Below are 13,059 nucleotides of genomic sequence, written 5' to 3' on the forward strand. Positions count from 1 at the left end.
CTCTCTACTCGTCCAGAATCCAGGTGTCTTTGGTGCCGCCGCCCTGGCTCGAATTCACCACGAGCGAACCTTCCTTCAGCGCAACGCGCGTCAGCCCGCCCGGCACGATCGTGGTGCGCTTGCTGCCGGTGAGCACGAACGGTCTGAGGTCGACGTGGCGCGGCGCAAGGCCGGCGGCCGTGCAAGTCGGGCAGGTCGAGAGCGCCAGCGTCGGCTGGGCGATAAAGCCTTCCGGCTCGCGCTTGAGCTTTTCGCGGAAGGCCTCGATCGTCGCTTTCGTCGCGGCGGGGCCGATCAGCATGCCGTAGCCGCCGGAGCCGTGCACCTCCTTCACGACCAGTTCGCCGAGATTGTCCAGCACGTAAGCCAGATCCTTCGGCTCGCGGCAGCGCCATGTCGGCACGTTCTTCAGGATCGGCTCCTCGCCGAGATAGAATTTCACGATGTCAGGCATGTAGGAGTAGATCGCCTTGTCGTCGGCGATGCCGGTGCCGACGGCGTTGGCGAGCGTGATGTTGCCGGCCGCATAGGCCGACATCAGGCCGGGCACGCCGAGCACCGAGTCGGGGCGGAAGGTGAGGGGATCGAGGAAGTCGTCGTCGACGCGGCGATAGATCACGTCGACCCGCTTCAGCCCTTCCGTGGTCCGCATGAACACTTCGTTGTTCTTGACGATGAGGTCGCGGCCCTCGACGAGCTCGATGCCGAGCTTGTCGGCCAGGAACGAGTGCTCGTAATAGGCGGAATTGTAGACGCCCGGCGTGAGCAGCGCGACGGTCGGTTCGCCGGAGGCGCTTTGCGGCGCGACCGAGCGCAACGCCGCGAGCAGCTCGTCCGGATAGCGTTCGACCGGCGCCACCTTGTGGCGGGCGAACAGATCCGGAAACAGCCGCATCATGATCTCGCGGTTTTCCAGCATGTAGGACACGCCCGACGGCGTGCGCGCATTGTCCTCCAGCACGATGAAGTCCTCGGCGTCGACCCGGACGATGTCGATGCCGGCAATGTGCACGTAGACGTCGTGCGGCACCTGCTGGCCATTCATCTCGGGGCGGAAGACCGGGTTCTGGAAGATCAGATCGTCGGGCACGACCTCCGCACGCAGGATGTCGCGGCCGTGATAGATGTCGCGCAGGAACATGTTGAGCGCGCGCACGCGCTGCTTGAGGCCCTTCTCCAGCAGCGCCCATTCCTTGCCGGACATGATCCTGGGGATCACGTCGAACGGGATCAGTCGCTCGGTGGACTCGGCCTCGCCATAGACCGCGAAGGTGATGCCGATCCGGCGAAACAGGAGCTCGGCCTCCTGGCGGCGATATTCGAGCGCCTCGGGAGGCGTCTCCTTGAGCCAGCGTGCCAGCTCCTGATAGGCGGGGCGAAGGTCCCCGCCGGGAATATTCATTTCGTCAAACGCGACTGCCATAGATCCCGACTGTTCTCCGTGGCCATGCGGCAAGAGTGCATGACTTTCATGCGGTAGCAAGGGCCGGGCCAGCGCGATAAGCATGGACTGGCAGGATTTGCCGGGGATGACTGGCGGCTTGCCTGAAAAAATGGCTGAGGACTGCTTATTTCGGCAGCAAAACCGCGTGACTTCAACGCGTTACCTCGGCAAAGTCGAGACGACAGGTGAGGGACTGAAGGCATGAGCGAGATCGTCACGGCGGGCATTCTGGTCATCGGGGATGAAATCCTGTCCGGCCGGACCAAGGACAAGAATATCGGCTTCATCGCCGAATACCTGACCAATATCGGCATCGACCTGAAGGAAGTCCGGGTCGTCTCCGACGACGAGGCCGACATCATCGCCGCGTTGGATGCACTGCGGCATCGCTACACCTATGTCTTCACGACGGGCGGTATCGGGCCGACCCATGACGACATCACCGCCGACAGCGTCGCCAAGGCGTTCGGCGTCGGCATCGACCATCACCCGGAGGTGGTCGCCCGTTTCCGCGAGCGCTGGAGCGAGCAGGACCTCAACGAGGCCCGTCTGCGCATGGCCCGCATTCCCGATGGCGCCGAGCTGATCCAGAGCGCGACCATCCTCGCGCCCGGCTTCAAGATCGGCAATGTCATCGTCATGGCCGGCGTGCCCTCGATCATGCAGGCGATGATGGACATCGTCTCGCCCAAGCTGAAATCCGGCGTGCGGATGCTGTCCGAATCGGTGCGCGCCAATGCGCGCGAGGGCGACATCGGCAGCCCGCTGCGGGCGATCGCCGAGGCCCATCCCGACACCATCATCGGCAGCTATCCCTTCATGGACGAGGAGCAGAAGCCGAACACCAATCTGGTGGTGCGCTCGCGCGATGCGGATAAGCTCGCAGCGGCAATGTCCGCGGTGAAGGACATGCTGGCGGGATTGAACATCACCCGCTAAAGCGCCGCGCCCGGCGCTTTAGCGTTTTATTCGAGCATGATCTTACCGGAAAACCGCTGCACACTTTTCCGGATCATGCTTTTAGCGGCCGGCTTGCCGGACGTTTGATGAAGCAGGAGACGACAATGGCTGGTGAAGCACCGGAACTGAATGCGCAGGAAAAGGCCGGCAAGGCCTTCCCGGTGTCGTGGGACCAGTTCCACCGGGATTGCCGGGCGCTGACCTGGCGCCTCAACGAGGTCGGCCCGTTCCACGCGGTGATCGCGATCACCCGCGGCGGCCTGGTGCCCGCCGCGATCGTGGCCCGTGAGCTCGGCGTGCGCGTGATCGATACGGTCTGCATCGCCAGCTACGACCACAACAAGCAGGGCGAGCTTCAGGTGCTCAAGGGCATTTCCGAGGCGGCCATGAAGCTCGGCAACGGCACGGGCAAGGGGCTCTTGATCGTCGACGACCTCGTCGACACCGGCAAGACTGGCCGCCTGGTGCGCGAGATGCTGCCTGATGCGCATTTCGCCACGGTCTATGCCAAGCCGATGGGACGTCCGCTGGTCGACACCTTCATCACCGAAGTGTCGCAGGACACGTGGATATTCTTCCCGTGGGACACGGCGCTCTCGTACCATCCACCGCTGCGTGACGGGGCGGCGTAGTTTTTCTTCGCCTCTCCCCGCGTGCGGGGAGAGGCCGCGCCGTAGGCGCGGGTGAGGGGGACTCTCCGCGAGTCCAGCTCTCACCGAGTTTGCAGAGGCTCCCCCTCATCCCGACCTTCTCCCCGCACGCGGGGAGAAGGAGAAGAGCCGCACCATGCCCCTGCAAAACCGCGTCACCCCCACCGGCGACATCATCGCCACCCCGCATCGCGGCATGTTCACCGGCAATCGCGGCATCATCCATGATCCCGCGACCAAGACGCTTCTGAAGAAGCGCTGGTCGACGCCGGCCTGGCTCACTTGCGCCTGTGAATTCCGCGGCCGCCGCCGCGAGGTGATGGCGCAGCGAAGCTGGACCGAGCTGTTCTTCCTTGACGAGGCCACCGCGCTCGCCGCCGGCCATCGCCCCTGCTTCTACTGCCGCCGTGACGAGGCCAATCAGTTTCGGACCGCATGGGAGCAGGGCAACCGCGTGCATGACGTCCGCATGCACGACATCGACACGGTGCTGCATCACGAGCGGCTCGACCAGGGCAGGAAGCGCCTGCACGCGCTGCTGGTGCCGCTCGACCAGCTCCCTGACGGCGCGATGGTGCAGCAGGGCGATGAGAGTTTTCTGGTCGTGCAGGGCAGGGCGTTGTTGTGGTCGCCTGCGGGTTATGTTGCCGATGTGCGCGAGCTTGAAGGCGCGCAATTGCTGACGCCGCCTTCGACGCTGCGCGCCATGAATGCCGGCTATCAGGCAACGCTCCATCCCAGCGCACTCTGCGCTCCCTCCCCCCTTGCGGGGGAGGGCGGGGGAGAGGGGTAGCCACGGGCGAGAGCGGAGCTTGTGGCCACCCCTCTCCCTAACCCTCCCCCGCAAGGGCGGAGGGGACGCACCGAACGCGTAGCTACTTCAGCGGCCGTCCCTGTTCGTCGACCGTCGTGCGCGCGTCGCGCAGAGCCCATTCGCGGATGATCTGGCGGCAGCGGGTGAGTTCGGCTTCGCTGACGCTGCCGGCCTGCTTCTCCGCGCGCTCGATCATGGCTTTGCAGTTGAAGAGCACCGAGCGGTCCTCCGCGCAAGCAAGCAGAGTGGTCGCCGCAAAGGCTGCGGCGACGAGCACCGTCCGAACGTCCACCATCATCCGAGCTTCTCGCGCGCCAGCGCGGCGCCGGCGCCAAGCGCCATCAGCTTGGCTTCGGCGATCTCGCGCCGCATCGGCGCCATGCCGCAATTGGTGGTGGCGATGATGTTGCTCTTCGGCACGAACTTCGAGACGGCGTCGATCACCTGCACGACGTCCTCGGCCGTCTCGACCGTGTCGCTGGCGACGTCGATCACGCCCGCCTGCACGATCTTGTTCTTGAGGAGCGCGAGCAGGTCGAGCGGCACCTTCGAATTGCGGCACTCGATCGCGACCTGCTGGATCGGGCTCGCGTCGATCGCGGGGAAGATCTGCTCATACTGCCGCCATTGCGTCCCGAGCGTTTCCTTCCAGTCGGTGTTGGCCTTGATGCCGTAGCCGTAGCAGATGTGCACGGCGGTGGTGCAGGTCAGGCCCTGCGCGGCGCGCTCCAGCGCCTTGATGCCCCAGTCGTTGACCTCGTCCATGTAGACGTTGAAGGCGGGCTCGTCGAACTGCACGAGATCGACGCCGTCGGCCTGCAAGGCCTTGGCCTCTTCGTTCAGGAGCTCGGCGAAGGCAAATGCCATCTTGACGCGGTCGCCATAGTAACGGTCGGCGATGGTGTCGATGATGGTCATCGGGCCGGGCAGGGTGAATTTCAGCTTCTTCTTCGTGTGCGTGCGCGCCACTTGCGCCTCAAAGGCGTGGACGCGGCCCTTGAGCCGGAGCGGCGCGACCACCTGCGGCACCATCGCCTTGTAGCGGTCCTTGCGGATGCCCATCTCGACCTTGTGGGCGAAATCGATGCCCTCGATCTTCTCCAGAAAACCGTGCACGAAATGCTGCCGGGCCTGCTCGCCCTCAGTGACGATGTCGATGCCGGCGTCTTCCTGGATCTTCAGCCAGATCAGCGTCGCGTCGCGCTTGGCGCGGAGCAGCTCGTCGCCTTGGGACTTCCAGGGCGCCCAGAGCATGTTGGGCTCGGCGAGCCATTCGGGCTTCGGCAAGGAGCCGGCGATCGTGGTTGGAAACAGCATGGCGGCCCTCCCGGCAGGTTGAGTTGCGCCCCTTCCTGCCATGTCCTAACGTCGAGGTACAGAACAACGAAAGTCGCTCTCTATTCCAGCGGCGGCGCCAGGGAAGGCCGAAGGGAAAGGCCCAAAGGGAAGGCCAGAGGACAGGTCATGATCGACCTCTATTACGCGCCGACGCCGAACGGCTGGAAAATCTCGATCATGCTGGAGGAACTCGGGCTTCCCTACACGGTGAAGCCCGTCAATATCCGCGCCGGCGAGCAGTTCAACCCCGAGTTTCTCGCGATCTCCCCGAACAACCGCATTCCCGCGATTGTCGATCATGACCCGGCCGATGGTGGTGCGCCGTTCTCGGCATTCGAGACCGGCGCAATCCTGATTTATCTGGCGGAGAAGTCCGGCCGTTTCTTGCCCACCGACCTGCGCGGCCGCTCCACCACCATCCAATGGGTGATGTGGCAGATGGGAGGGCTCGGGCCGATGCTCGGCCAGCACGGCCATTTCGCGCTCTATGCCGCCGAGAAGATTCCCTATGCGATCGAGCGCTACCGCGATGAGGCGGCGCGGCTCTATGGCGTGCTCGACCGGCAGCTCGGCAAGACCCTCGCTTATGTCGCCGGCGACTATTCCATCGCCGACATCGCCTGCTTCCCCTGGACCATGACCCACAAGGCGCAGGGCTTTACCCTCGACGACTATTCGAACGTGAAACGCTGGTACGCCGAGGTGCGGGCAAGGCCGCAGGTGCAGGCGGGACTTGCGATCGGAAAATTCGTGAAAGAGCCGTTCGACGAGGAATCACGCAAGATCATGTTCGGCCAGCGTGCGAAGGAAGTGCTGGGAAGGAAGTAGCCACAGCTGCCTCCTCGTCATTGCGAGCGAAGCGAAGCAATCCAGACTGGTTCTGTGGAAAGAGTCTGGATTGCTTCGTCGCTCCGCTCCTCGCAATGACGGGGGAGAGATCGAGACAAACACGACACAAGGAAACCCCATGATCGAATTCTTCTTCGACTGCTCCAGCCCCTGGACTTATCTCGCCTTCCACAACATCCAGCCGCTGGCAAAGGAGGTCGGCGCCGAGATCGCCTGGCGGCCGATCCTGGTCGGTGGCATCTTCAACACGGTCAATCCGAGCGTCTACGCCCAGCGCGAAAAGCCGGTGCCGCTGAAGGCGCGCTACATGAAGAAGGACCTCTCGGACTGGGCGCGCTCGGCCGGCCTGTCGATCAAGATGCCGCCGACGGTATTTCCGGTGAACAGCGTCAAGGCCATGCGCGGCTGCATCTGGCTCGGCAAAGAGACGGTGCCGTTCGCGACCGCCGTTTTCGAGACCTATTGGGGCGACGACAAGGACATCTCGCAGGACGCGGTGCTGGCCGAGATCTGCAAGAAAGTCGGCATCGACGAGCAGAAGTTCTTCGCGGGCATTTCCGAGCAGGGCATCAAGGACCAGCTCAAGGCCAACACCGAGGAGGTCGTCGCGCGCGGCGGCTTCGGCTCGCCGACGATTTTTGTCAACAAGACGGATATGTATTTCGGCAATGATCGCCTGCCGTTGATCCGCGAGGCGCTGCTGCGCAGCAAGGCGAGCGCGGCCTGATGGTGCGCGCTGTCGTCTGCCGCGCGCTCGGCGCGCCCGAGACCTTGCGGCTCGAGGAGTTTCCGTCGCGCGCCCTGAAGCCGGGCGAGGTCCGTGTCGCGATCCGCGCGGCTGGCTTGAATTTCCCTGATGTACTGATGGCGGCCGGCGAATATCAGCTCAAGCCGGAGTTGCCGTTCACGCCGGGCATGGAGGCCGCCGGCGACGTCACCGAGGTCGGCGCGGAGGCGAGGGGCATTGCCGTCGGCGACAAGGTCATCGTGAAGATGCGCCACGGAGCCTTCACCGATGAAGCCGTGGTGACGCCGTCGCAGCTCACGCCGATGCCGTCCACCTTCGACTATGCCGAGGCCGCGACCTATCTCGCCGGCCACGGCACCGCCTATCACGCGCTGATCGATCGCGGCCGGGTCGAGCCCGGCGAGGTGCTGCTGGTGCATGGCGCCGGCGGCGGCGTCGGCCTTGCCGCGGTCGAGATCGGCAAGATGCTGGGCGCAACCGTGATCGCAACCGCCTCCAGCGACGAGAAGCTCGCGATCGCGAAATCACGCGGCGCCGACCATCTCATCCGCTATGACCGCGAGCCGTTCCGCGATGCGGTCAAGCGCATCACCGACGGCCGCGGCGCGGACGTCGTGTTCGATCCCGTCGGCGGCGAGGTCTTTGAGAACTCGATGCGCTGCATCGCGTGGGGGGCGCGGCTGCTCGTGATTGGCTTTACGGGCGGCATCGGCTCGGCCAAGACCAATCTGTTGCTGATCAAGGGCGCCAGCGTGTTAGGGGTGCGCGCAGGCGAAGCGGTACGGAAAAATCCCGCGCTGGGCGAAGTGCGCCTGAAGGCACTCTTGCGGTGGGCGGAAGAGGGCAAGCTGCGCCCCAACGTCTCGCACCGCCTGCCGCTGGAGGACTACGCGAAGGCGATGCGATTGCTGATCGACCGCCAGGCGATCGGGCGCGTGGCGCTCACAATGCGGTGACGGTGCCGTAGGGTGGGCAAAGCGAAGCGTGCCCACGATTTAGTTTTGGTTACTGACAGATGGTGGGCACGGCGCAAGAGCGCCTTTGCCCACCCTACGAGAGCGTTATTTATACTCCCGCTCCGTCCACCACGGGAAATAGTCCGGCATATCGCTGGACACCTTGTTCTTGAACTGCGCGGGCCGCTTTTCCAGGAACGACACCACACCTTCCTTCACATCGTCCGAGCGGCCGCGGGTGTAGATGCCGCGGCTGTCGACCTTGTGGGCCTCCATCGGATCGTCTGCGCCCATCATGCGCCACATCATCTGGCGGATCAGCGCCACCGATACCGGGGCGGTCTTGGCGGCGAACTCCTTGGCGAGCGCGCGGGCGGTCGGCAGGAGATCATCGGGAGCCACGACCTTGCTGACGAGGCGGCCCGCAAGCGCTTCCTGCGCCGGGAAGACGCGGCCTGAATAGCACCATTCCAACGCCTGCGAGATGCCGACGATGCGCGGCAGGAACCAGCTTGATGCCGCCTCCGGCACGATGCCGCGCTGGGAGAACACGAAGCCGAACCGCGCGGCTTCGGATGCAATGCGGATGTCCATCGCGAGCTGCATCGTGACGCCGATGCCGACCGCAGGTCCGTTCACCGCAGCGATGACGGGCTTCAGGCATTTGAAGATGCGCAAGGTCACCTGGCCGCCGCCGTCGCGCACCTGCGGATCGCTGTAATCGACCTTGCCGTCGGCGAAGCGCTTCACCGGTCCGCGCCGCGCGTCGCGATCGAACGTGTCGGCGCCCGACGACAGATCGGCGCCCGCGCAAAAGCCGCGGCCGGCACCGGTGACGATGATGGCGCGGACATTGTCGTCCTTGTCGGCGGCGTCGAACGCGTCGATCAGCTCGGCTTGCATCTGCGCGTTGAAGGCGTTGAGCTTGTCGGGCCGGTTCAGCGTGATGGTGAGGATCTGCTCGGCGACCTCGTATTTGATCGTCTCATACGCCATGGGTGGTTTCCTTCCCTTGTCTTAAATGCGATCTCGATGAGACGAGACGCACGGTCGCTGTTGTCCGTCTTGCGCGGACTGGGCATGCGAGCAGTACAAGAACGTGGATGGCCGGGACAAGCCCGGCCATGACGGAGCGCTATTTCGCCGGCGGTTTCGGCCAGGGCCTCTGCGCCCCGCGCAGGCCTTCGAACGCCTTGGCCATGCCGAGCACGCCGATATCGTCGAAGCGGCGGCCGACGATCTGCACGCCGATGGGAAAACCCTTGGCGTCGAAGCCGCCGTTGATGGAGATAGCGGGATTCTCCGACATATTCCACGGCACGGTATAGGCGATGTGCTCGAACGGCTTCATGGGATCGTTGATCGGCGAGGCCCATTCCGCCGGAAAGTTCACGTTCGGCGCGGTCGGAGAGATCACATAGTCGAGCTCGCAGAACAGTTTTGACGCCGCAGCGCGGATCGCCATGGTCTGGTTGAAGCCGCGGATGACGTCGACGCCCGACAATTTCGCGCCGGACTCGCCCCATTTGAAGATGTAGGGCAGCACCTTTGCCTGTTCGGTCGGCGTCAGCTTCGATAGATCGTCCCACATCCGCGCGCGCCAGAAATTGTCGAGCCCGTCGAGCATCTCGCGGGTGAGGATGCCGTCGACCTCGGTCACGACCGCGCCCACGGACTCGAACGCCTTCGCGGCCTTTACCGCGACCTCGCGCACCGGCTTCTCCAGCGCCATGCCGCATCCGGGATCGAGCATCAGGCCGATGCGCAGCTTGCGCGGCGACTTCTCCGGCCCTTTCCAGTTCAAAGGCTCGGCGGGCAGGCTCATGCCGTCGCGCCGGTCGGGCTTTGCGATCACGCTCATCATCAGCGCGCAATCGTCGACGGTGCGGGTCATGGGACCGGCGACACGGCCGACATAGGTGGGATCGATCGGCACGCGGCCAAAGCTCGGCTTCAACCCGACGAGGCCGCACCAGCCCGCGGGCAGGCGCACCGAGCCGCCGATATCGGTGCCGAGATGCAAGGGACCATAGCCGGCCGCAGCAGCCGCGCCGGCGCCCGCGCTGGAGCCGCCGGGATTCTTGGAGAGGTCCCAGGGGTTGCGCGCCAGCGCATGGAAAGAGGAGAGCCCCGATGACAGCATGCCGTAATCGGGCATGGTGGTTTTTGCGAAGATCACCGCGCCTGCCTCGCGCAGCCGCGCGGCGGGCGGGGCGTCCTTCTCGGCCGGCACCAGCTTGACGCTGGCCGCGCCGAGCGGGACGGGCACACCCTTGGTCGCGATGTTGTCTTTCACCGTGACCGGCACGCCGTCGAGCGGCCCGGAAGGTTCGCCGCCGGTCCAGCGCGCGGTCGAGGCCTTGGCGGCCTCGCGCGCGCTGTCGGAATCGAATGCATAGAGCGCCTTCAGGTGCGGCTCCCACGCAGCGACATGCGCGAGCACGTCCTCCAGCACCTCGCTCGGCGAGAACTGTTTTGCGCGATAGCCCGCGATCAGGTCGACCGCGGACAGATCGTGCAGCGAGGTGACGGCTTCGTCGACGCTCTTGTGCATTGCTAGCTCACCGGCATGCGCGTTTCGATGATCCGGGCGAACATGCTGGCGCCGATCGGCAGGATCTTGTCGTCGAGCACGAAGCCGGGATTGTGCACCGGCACCGAGCCGTCATGGCCGACCCAGAAATAGGCGCCGGGAATGGTCTGCAGCATGTCGGCGAAATCCTCGCTGCCCATCTTCGGCTGCGCGCGCGTGATCACGTTGGTGGGATTCACCACGGTGCGCGCGACTTCCTCGACCACCTTGGACTGCTCGACCTGGTTGACCAGCACACCGAAGGTGTCGCGGATGTCGGCCTCGATCTCGCACTGATACGCTGCCGCGATGCCGGCGCAGATCGTGCGGATGCGTTGGCTGATCAGGGCGCGGACTTCATTCGAGAACGTGCGGATGGTGCCGCAAAGATGTGCTTCGCCGGGAATGACGTTGTAGGCAGAACCTGCATGGATCTGGGTGATCGATACCACCGCAGCCTGAAGCGGTTCGACGTTGCGGCTGACGACCGTCTGGATTGCCTGCGCCAGCGTGGTGGCGATGATCACCGCGTCCTTGGAGCGCTCGGGCATGGCGCCATGCGCGCCATAGCCGGTGATGCGGAGGTCGAAGAAATCGGCGCCGGCCATCGCCGGGCCGGGCAGGATCGCGATCTCGCCATGGTTGAGGTCGGGCGCGTTGTGCAGGCCGTAGAGCTCGTCGCACGGAAACTTCTCGAACAGCCCGTCCTTGATCATCGCACGGGCTCCGCCGAGGCCTTCCTCGGCCGGCTGGAAGATCAGGTGCACGGTGCCGTCGAAATTCCTGGTCTCGGCGAGATAGCGCGCGGTGCCGAGCAGAATGGTGGTGTGGCCGTCATGGCCGCAGCCATGGAAGCGGCCGGGGATCTTCGAGCTCCATTTCAGATTGGTGTTCTCTTCCATCGGCAGCGCGTCCATGTCGGCGCGCAGGCCGATGCGCTTGCTGCCCGAGCCCTTGCCCTTGATGACGCCGATCACGCCGGTGCCGCCGAGACCGCGATGCACCTCGACGCCCCAGCTCTTCAGCTTGTCGGCGACGATGCCGGAGGTGCGCACTTCCTCGAAGCCGATCTCGGGATGGGCGTGGAGGTCGCGCCTGATGGCAGTGAGTTCGTCGGCGTAGCCGTCGATGCGCTCGATCGTGGGCATGGGTTCCTGTCCGGTTAGCGTGAAGGGGGAGTGAAAACGGGGCCGTTCGGCTTGATGCGGATGCCCGGACGCAGGCGCGTCCAGGGCAGCGACGCGGTGTCGGCCGGCATCGCGCCGGGCGCGGCGCAGATCATCAGCTTTTCCGCGATCGGCTCGAAGTCGGCGCGGAAATGCACCGAGCTCTTGTTGACTAGGATCTTCTCCTGCGTCGGCTCGATGCCGACATAGCGGTACATTGCCTGGTCTGCGAGCTGGGCCTTGTGCGAGGAGACGACGACGCGGACGTCGCCGATGCGCAGGCACGCCGAGGGGCCCATCTCCATCTCACGGCCGCCATAATAGGGGCCAGGCGCGATGAAGCGGCCGTCGGAGAGTTGTTCGACCACGAAGGTCTCGCGATAGGGCTCGTCGCCGGGAATGCCGGACTTGCCGCCGAGCGCCAGAGTCACGGTGGCGCCGACGCCGGCCGCATGCGCGGCCCTGGCCGATTCCGGATCGTAGATCGCGCCGGTCGCGGCGCTGGCCTTGTTGCGCACCAGCGCGCGCAGCATGCCCGTCGTGTCGGAATCGCCGCCGGCGCCAGGATTGTCCTGGGTGTCCGCGATGATGATCGGCTTGCTCGCGGTCCTCGAGAGTTCCATGGCGTGGCGGACGCCGTCGTCGGGCGACCAGATCTTGCCGTCGAAATCGTCCTCATGGCCTTCGATCAGCTTGACGATGGCATCGGCCGCGCGATCGGCGTCCGCTTGCGTCCTGCCATAGGCGAACACGCTCGGGCCGCAGTGGCGGAAATCGGCCGCCGGAAAGCCCGGCGCGAAGGAGAGGGTGGGAACCGCATCGCTCTCGACGGCGGCGAGCTTCTCGTAGATGCCCTTGGTGGGCTGGTCGTTGGTGCACTGCCAGCTGATCGGGATCAGGAACGGCAATTGCCGGAACGCCTTGGCAAAACGCTGCTTCGTCTTCAGCAGCAGCGCGAGATGGCGCGCGGCGGCGCGGCCGGTGTCGGCCATGTCGACATGGGGGTAGGTGCGGTAGGCGATCAGCGCGTCCGCATGCTCCATCATCTCGGGCGTGACGTTGGCGTGCAGGTCGAGGCTCGCGACCAGCGGAACATCCTTGCCGATGATGCGGCGCACGCGCGCCAAGATTTCGCCTTCGCCGTCGTCGAGATGCTCGGTCACCATGGCGCCGTGCAGGTCGAGATAGACCGCGTCGATCGGCCCGGCGGCTTTGATGCCGTCGACCATGACCTTCACGATGCGCTCGAAGGCGTCCCTGGTGACATGCGCCGAAGGGCTCGCGCCGCAGGCGATGGTCGGGATGAGTTCCCAGCCACTGGCCTCGGTGCTGTCGGCGAAACCGGCGAGCCCGACATTGATGCGCCGCATCACCTTCAGCACGTCGGCACCTTCAGTCATCGCCGGCCAGCCGCCGCCATGCTGGAAGTCCGCAAACGTCGCCTTGGTCGGGGCGAAGGTGTTGGTCTCGTGCAGGAAGCCGCCGACGGCGATGCGTGTCATCAATTCAGGTCCAGTCGATCAAGAAGGCGCGACGTTAGCCTCGGCCTTGCGAGGAGAGCA

The 13,059-nt window shown here is 65.1% G+C and carries 14 protein-coding genes; 7 read left to right on the forward strand and 7 right to left on the reverse strand.

Translation table 11 applies throughout. The features are described from left to right. Nucleotides 1–4 precede the first annotated feature (4 nt). Nucleotides 5–1,423: a circularly permuted type 2 ATP-grasp protein gene (locus tag QA642_RS19500; RefSeq protein ID WP_283086075.1), complete on the reverse strand. Its 1,419-nt coding sequence runs from the start codon at nucleotides 1,421–1,423 to the stop codon at nucleotides 5–7. Between the two features lie 82 nt (nucleotides 1,424–1,505). Between QA642_RS19500 and QA642_RS19505 the strand changes: the two genes are divergently transcribed. The 4 genes from QA642_RS19505 (at nucleotide 1,506) to QA642_RS19520 (ending at nucleotide 3,847) form a co-directional block, all read left to right on the forward strand. After that, nucleotides 1,506–1,649, forward strand: coding sequence for a hypothetical protein (locus QA642_RS19505; RefSeq protein ID WP_283086076.1), 144 nt, complete (start codon nucleotides 1,506–1,508; stop codon nucleotides 1,647–1,649). After that, nucleotides 1,646–2,383, forward strand: coding sequence for a molybdopterin-binding protein (locus QA642_RS19510; protein WP_283086077.1), 738 nt, complete (start codon nucleotides 1,646–1,648; stop codon nucleotides 2,381–2,383). The genes QA642_RS19505 and QA642_RS19510 overlap by 4 nt, the downstream gene beginning before the upstream one ends. Nucleotides 2,384–2,508: 125 nt before the next feature. Next, a complete protein-coding gene (gene gpt, locus QA642_RS19515) occupies nucleotides 2,509–3,036 on the forward strand; it encodes a xanthine phosphoribosyltransferase (protein ID WP_211414695.1) in 528 nt (175 codons plus the stop codon). 154 nt (nucleotides 3,037–3,190) lie between these two features. After that, entirely contained in the window at nucleotides 3,191–3,847 is a 657-nt protein-coding gene (locus QA642_RS19520) for a hypothetical protein (protein ID WP_283086078.1), read from the forward strand. Nucleotides 3,848–3,929: 82 nt separating this feature from the next. Here the strand turns inward: QA642_RS19520 and QA642_RS19525 are convergent, their stop codons facing one another. Beyond that, complete coding sequence (locus QA642_RS19525) at nucleotides 3,930–4,166, reverse strand: hypothetical protein (RefSeq protein ID WP_283086079.1); 237 nt, start codon at nucleotides 4,164–4,166, stop codon at nucleotides 3,930–3,932. Next, nucleotides 4,163–5,185: a methionine synthase gene (locus QA642_RS19530; protein ID WP_283086080.1), complete on the reverse strand. Its 1,023-nt coding sequence runs from the start codon at nucleotides 5,183–5,185 to the stop codon at nucleotides 4,163–4,165. The genes QA642_RS19525 and QA642_RS19530 overlap by 4 nt, the downstream gene beginning before the upstream one ends. A gap of 147 nt (nucleotides 5,186–5,332) precedes the next feature. Between QA642_RS19530 and QA642_RS19535 the strand changes: the two genes are divergently transcribed. The 3 genes from QA642_RS19535 to QA642_RS19545 all read left to right on the forward strand — a co-directional run bounded on the left by QA642_RS19535 (nucleotide 5,333) and on the right by QA642_RS19545 (nucleotide 7,759). Then, nucleotides 5,333–6,034, forward strand: coding sequence for a glutathione S-transferase N-terminal domain-containing protein (locus QA642_RS19535; protein ID WP_283086081.1), 702 nt, complete (start codon nucleotides 5,333–5,335; stop codon nucleotides 6,032–6,034). 139 nt (nucleotides 6,035–6,173) lie between these two features. Continuing rightward, the gene (locus QA642_RS19540) at nucleotides 6,174–6,782 is read left to right on the forward strand and encodes a 2-hydroxychromene-2-carboxylate isomerase (protein WP_283086082.1); all 609 of its coding nucleotides are present in this window, start codon (nucleotides 6,174–6,176) and stop codon (nucleotides 6,780–6,782) included. Then, complete coding sequence (locus QA642_RS19545) at nucleotides 6,782–7,759, forward strand: NADPH:quinone oxidoreductase family protein (protein ID WP_283086083.1); 978 nt, start codon at nucleotides 6,782–6,784, stop codon at nucleotides 7,757–7,759. Before QA642_RS19540 ends, QA642_RS19545 begins: the two co-directional genes overlap by 1 nt. 105 nt (nucleotides 7,760–7,864) lie before the next feature. Here the strand turns inward: QA642_RS19545 and QA642_RS19550 are convergent, their stop codons facing one another. From QA642_RS19550 to QA642_RS19565, 4 genes are all read right to left on the reverse strand, one after another. Beyond that, nucleotides 7,865–8,755 carry a crotonase/enoyl-CoA hydratase family protein gene (locus QA642_RS19550; protein WP_092213616.1) on the reverse strand — a complete coding sequence of 297 codons (891 nt, stop codon included), beginning with the start codon at nucleotides 8,753–8,755 and terminating at the stop codon, nucleotides 7,865–7,867. Between the two features lie 139 nt (nucleotides 8,756–8,894). After that, a complete protein-coding gene (locus tag QA642_RS19555; RefSeq protein WP_283086084.1) occupies nucleotides 8,895–10,313 on the reverse strand; it encodes an amidase in 1,419 nt (472 codons plus the stop codon). Nucleotides 10,314–10,315: 2 nt separating this feature from the next. Then, a complete protein-coding gene (locus QA642_RS19560; RefSeq protein ID WP_283086085.1) occupies nucleotides 10,316–11,479 on the reverse strand; it encodes a M20 aminoacylase family protein in 1,164 nt (387 codons plus the stop codon). Nucleotides 11,480–11,493: 14 nt separating this feature from the next. Beyond that, nucleotides 11,494–12,999: a M81 family metallopeptidase gene (locus QA642_RS19565; protein WP_283086086.1), complete on the reverse strand. Its 1,506-nt coding sequence runs from the start codon at nucleotides 12,997–12,999 to the stop codon at nucleotides 11,494–11,496. Nucleotides 13,000–13,059 lie beyond the last annotated feature (60 nt).

This window comes from Bradyrhizobium sp. CB2312, from assembly GCF_029714425.1.
Taxonomy (GTDB): Bacteria; Pseudomonadota; Alphaproteobacteria; order Rhizobiales; family Xanthobacteraceae; genus Bradyrhizobium.

What these genes read in the sequence shown, in the direction of transcription:
- QA642_RS19500 (WP_283086075.1), bottom strand. Translation starts at nt 1,423, where the DNA reads ATGGCAGTCGCGTTTGACGAAATGAATATTCCCGGCGGGGACCTTCGC.
- QA642_RS19505 (WP_283086076.1), top strand. Translation starts at nt 1,506, where the DNA reads ATGGACTGGCAGGATTTGCCGGGGATGACTGGCGGCTTGCCTGAAAAA.
- QA642_RS19510 (WP_283086077.1), top strand. Translation starts at nt 1,646, where the DNA reads ATGAGCGAGATCGTCACGGCGGGCATTCTGGTCATCGGGGATGAAATC.
- gpt (WP_211414695.1), top strand. Translation starts at nt 2,509, where the DNA reads ATGGCTGGTGAAGCACCGGAACTGAATGCGCAGGAAAAGGCCGGCAAG.
- QA642_RS19520 (WP_283086078.1), top strand. Translation starts at nt 3,191, where the DNA reads ATGCCCCTGCAAAACCGCGTCACCCCCACCGGCGACATCATCGCCACC.
- QA642_RS19525 (WP_283086079.1), bottom strand. Translation starts at nt 4,166, where the DNA reads ATGATGGTGGACGTTCGGACGGTGCTCGTCGCCGCAGCCTTTGCGGCG.
- QA642_RS19530 (WP_283086080.1), bottom strand. Translation starts at nt 5,185, where the DNA reads ATGCTGTTTCCAACCACGATCGCCGGCTCCTTGCCGAAGCCCGAATGG.
- QA642_RS19535 (WP_283086081.1), top strand. Translation starts at nt 5,333, where the DNA reads ATGATCGACCTCTATTACGCGCCGACGCCGAACGGCTGGAAAATCTCG.
- QA642_RS19540 (WP_283086082.1), top strand. Translation starts at nt 6,174, where the DNA reads ATGATCGAATTCTTCTTCGACTGCTCCAGCCCCTGGACTTATCTCGCC.
- QA642_RS19545 (WP_283086083.1), top strand. Translation starts at nt 6,782, where the DNA reads ATGGTGCGCGCTGTCGTCTGCCGCGCGCTCGGCGCGCCCGAGACCTTG.
- QA642_RS19550 (WP_092213616.1), bottom strand. Translation starts at nt 8,755, where the DNA reads ATGGCGTATGAGACGATCAAATACGAGGTCGCCGAGCAGATCCTCACC.
- QA642_RS19555 (WP_283086084.1), bottom strand. Translation starts at nt 10,313, where the DNA reads ATGCACAAGAGCGTCGACGAAGCCGTCACCTCGCTGCACGATCTGTCC.
- QA642_RS19560 (WP_283086085.1), bottom strand. Translation starts at nt 11,479, where the DNA reads ATGCCCACGATCGAGCGCATCGACGGCTACGCCGACGAACTCACTGCC.
- QA642_RS19565 (WP_283086086.1), bottom strand. Translation starts at nt 12,999, where the DNA reads ATGACACGCATCGCCGTCGGCGGCTTCCTGCACGAGACCAACACCTTC.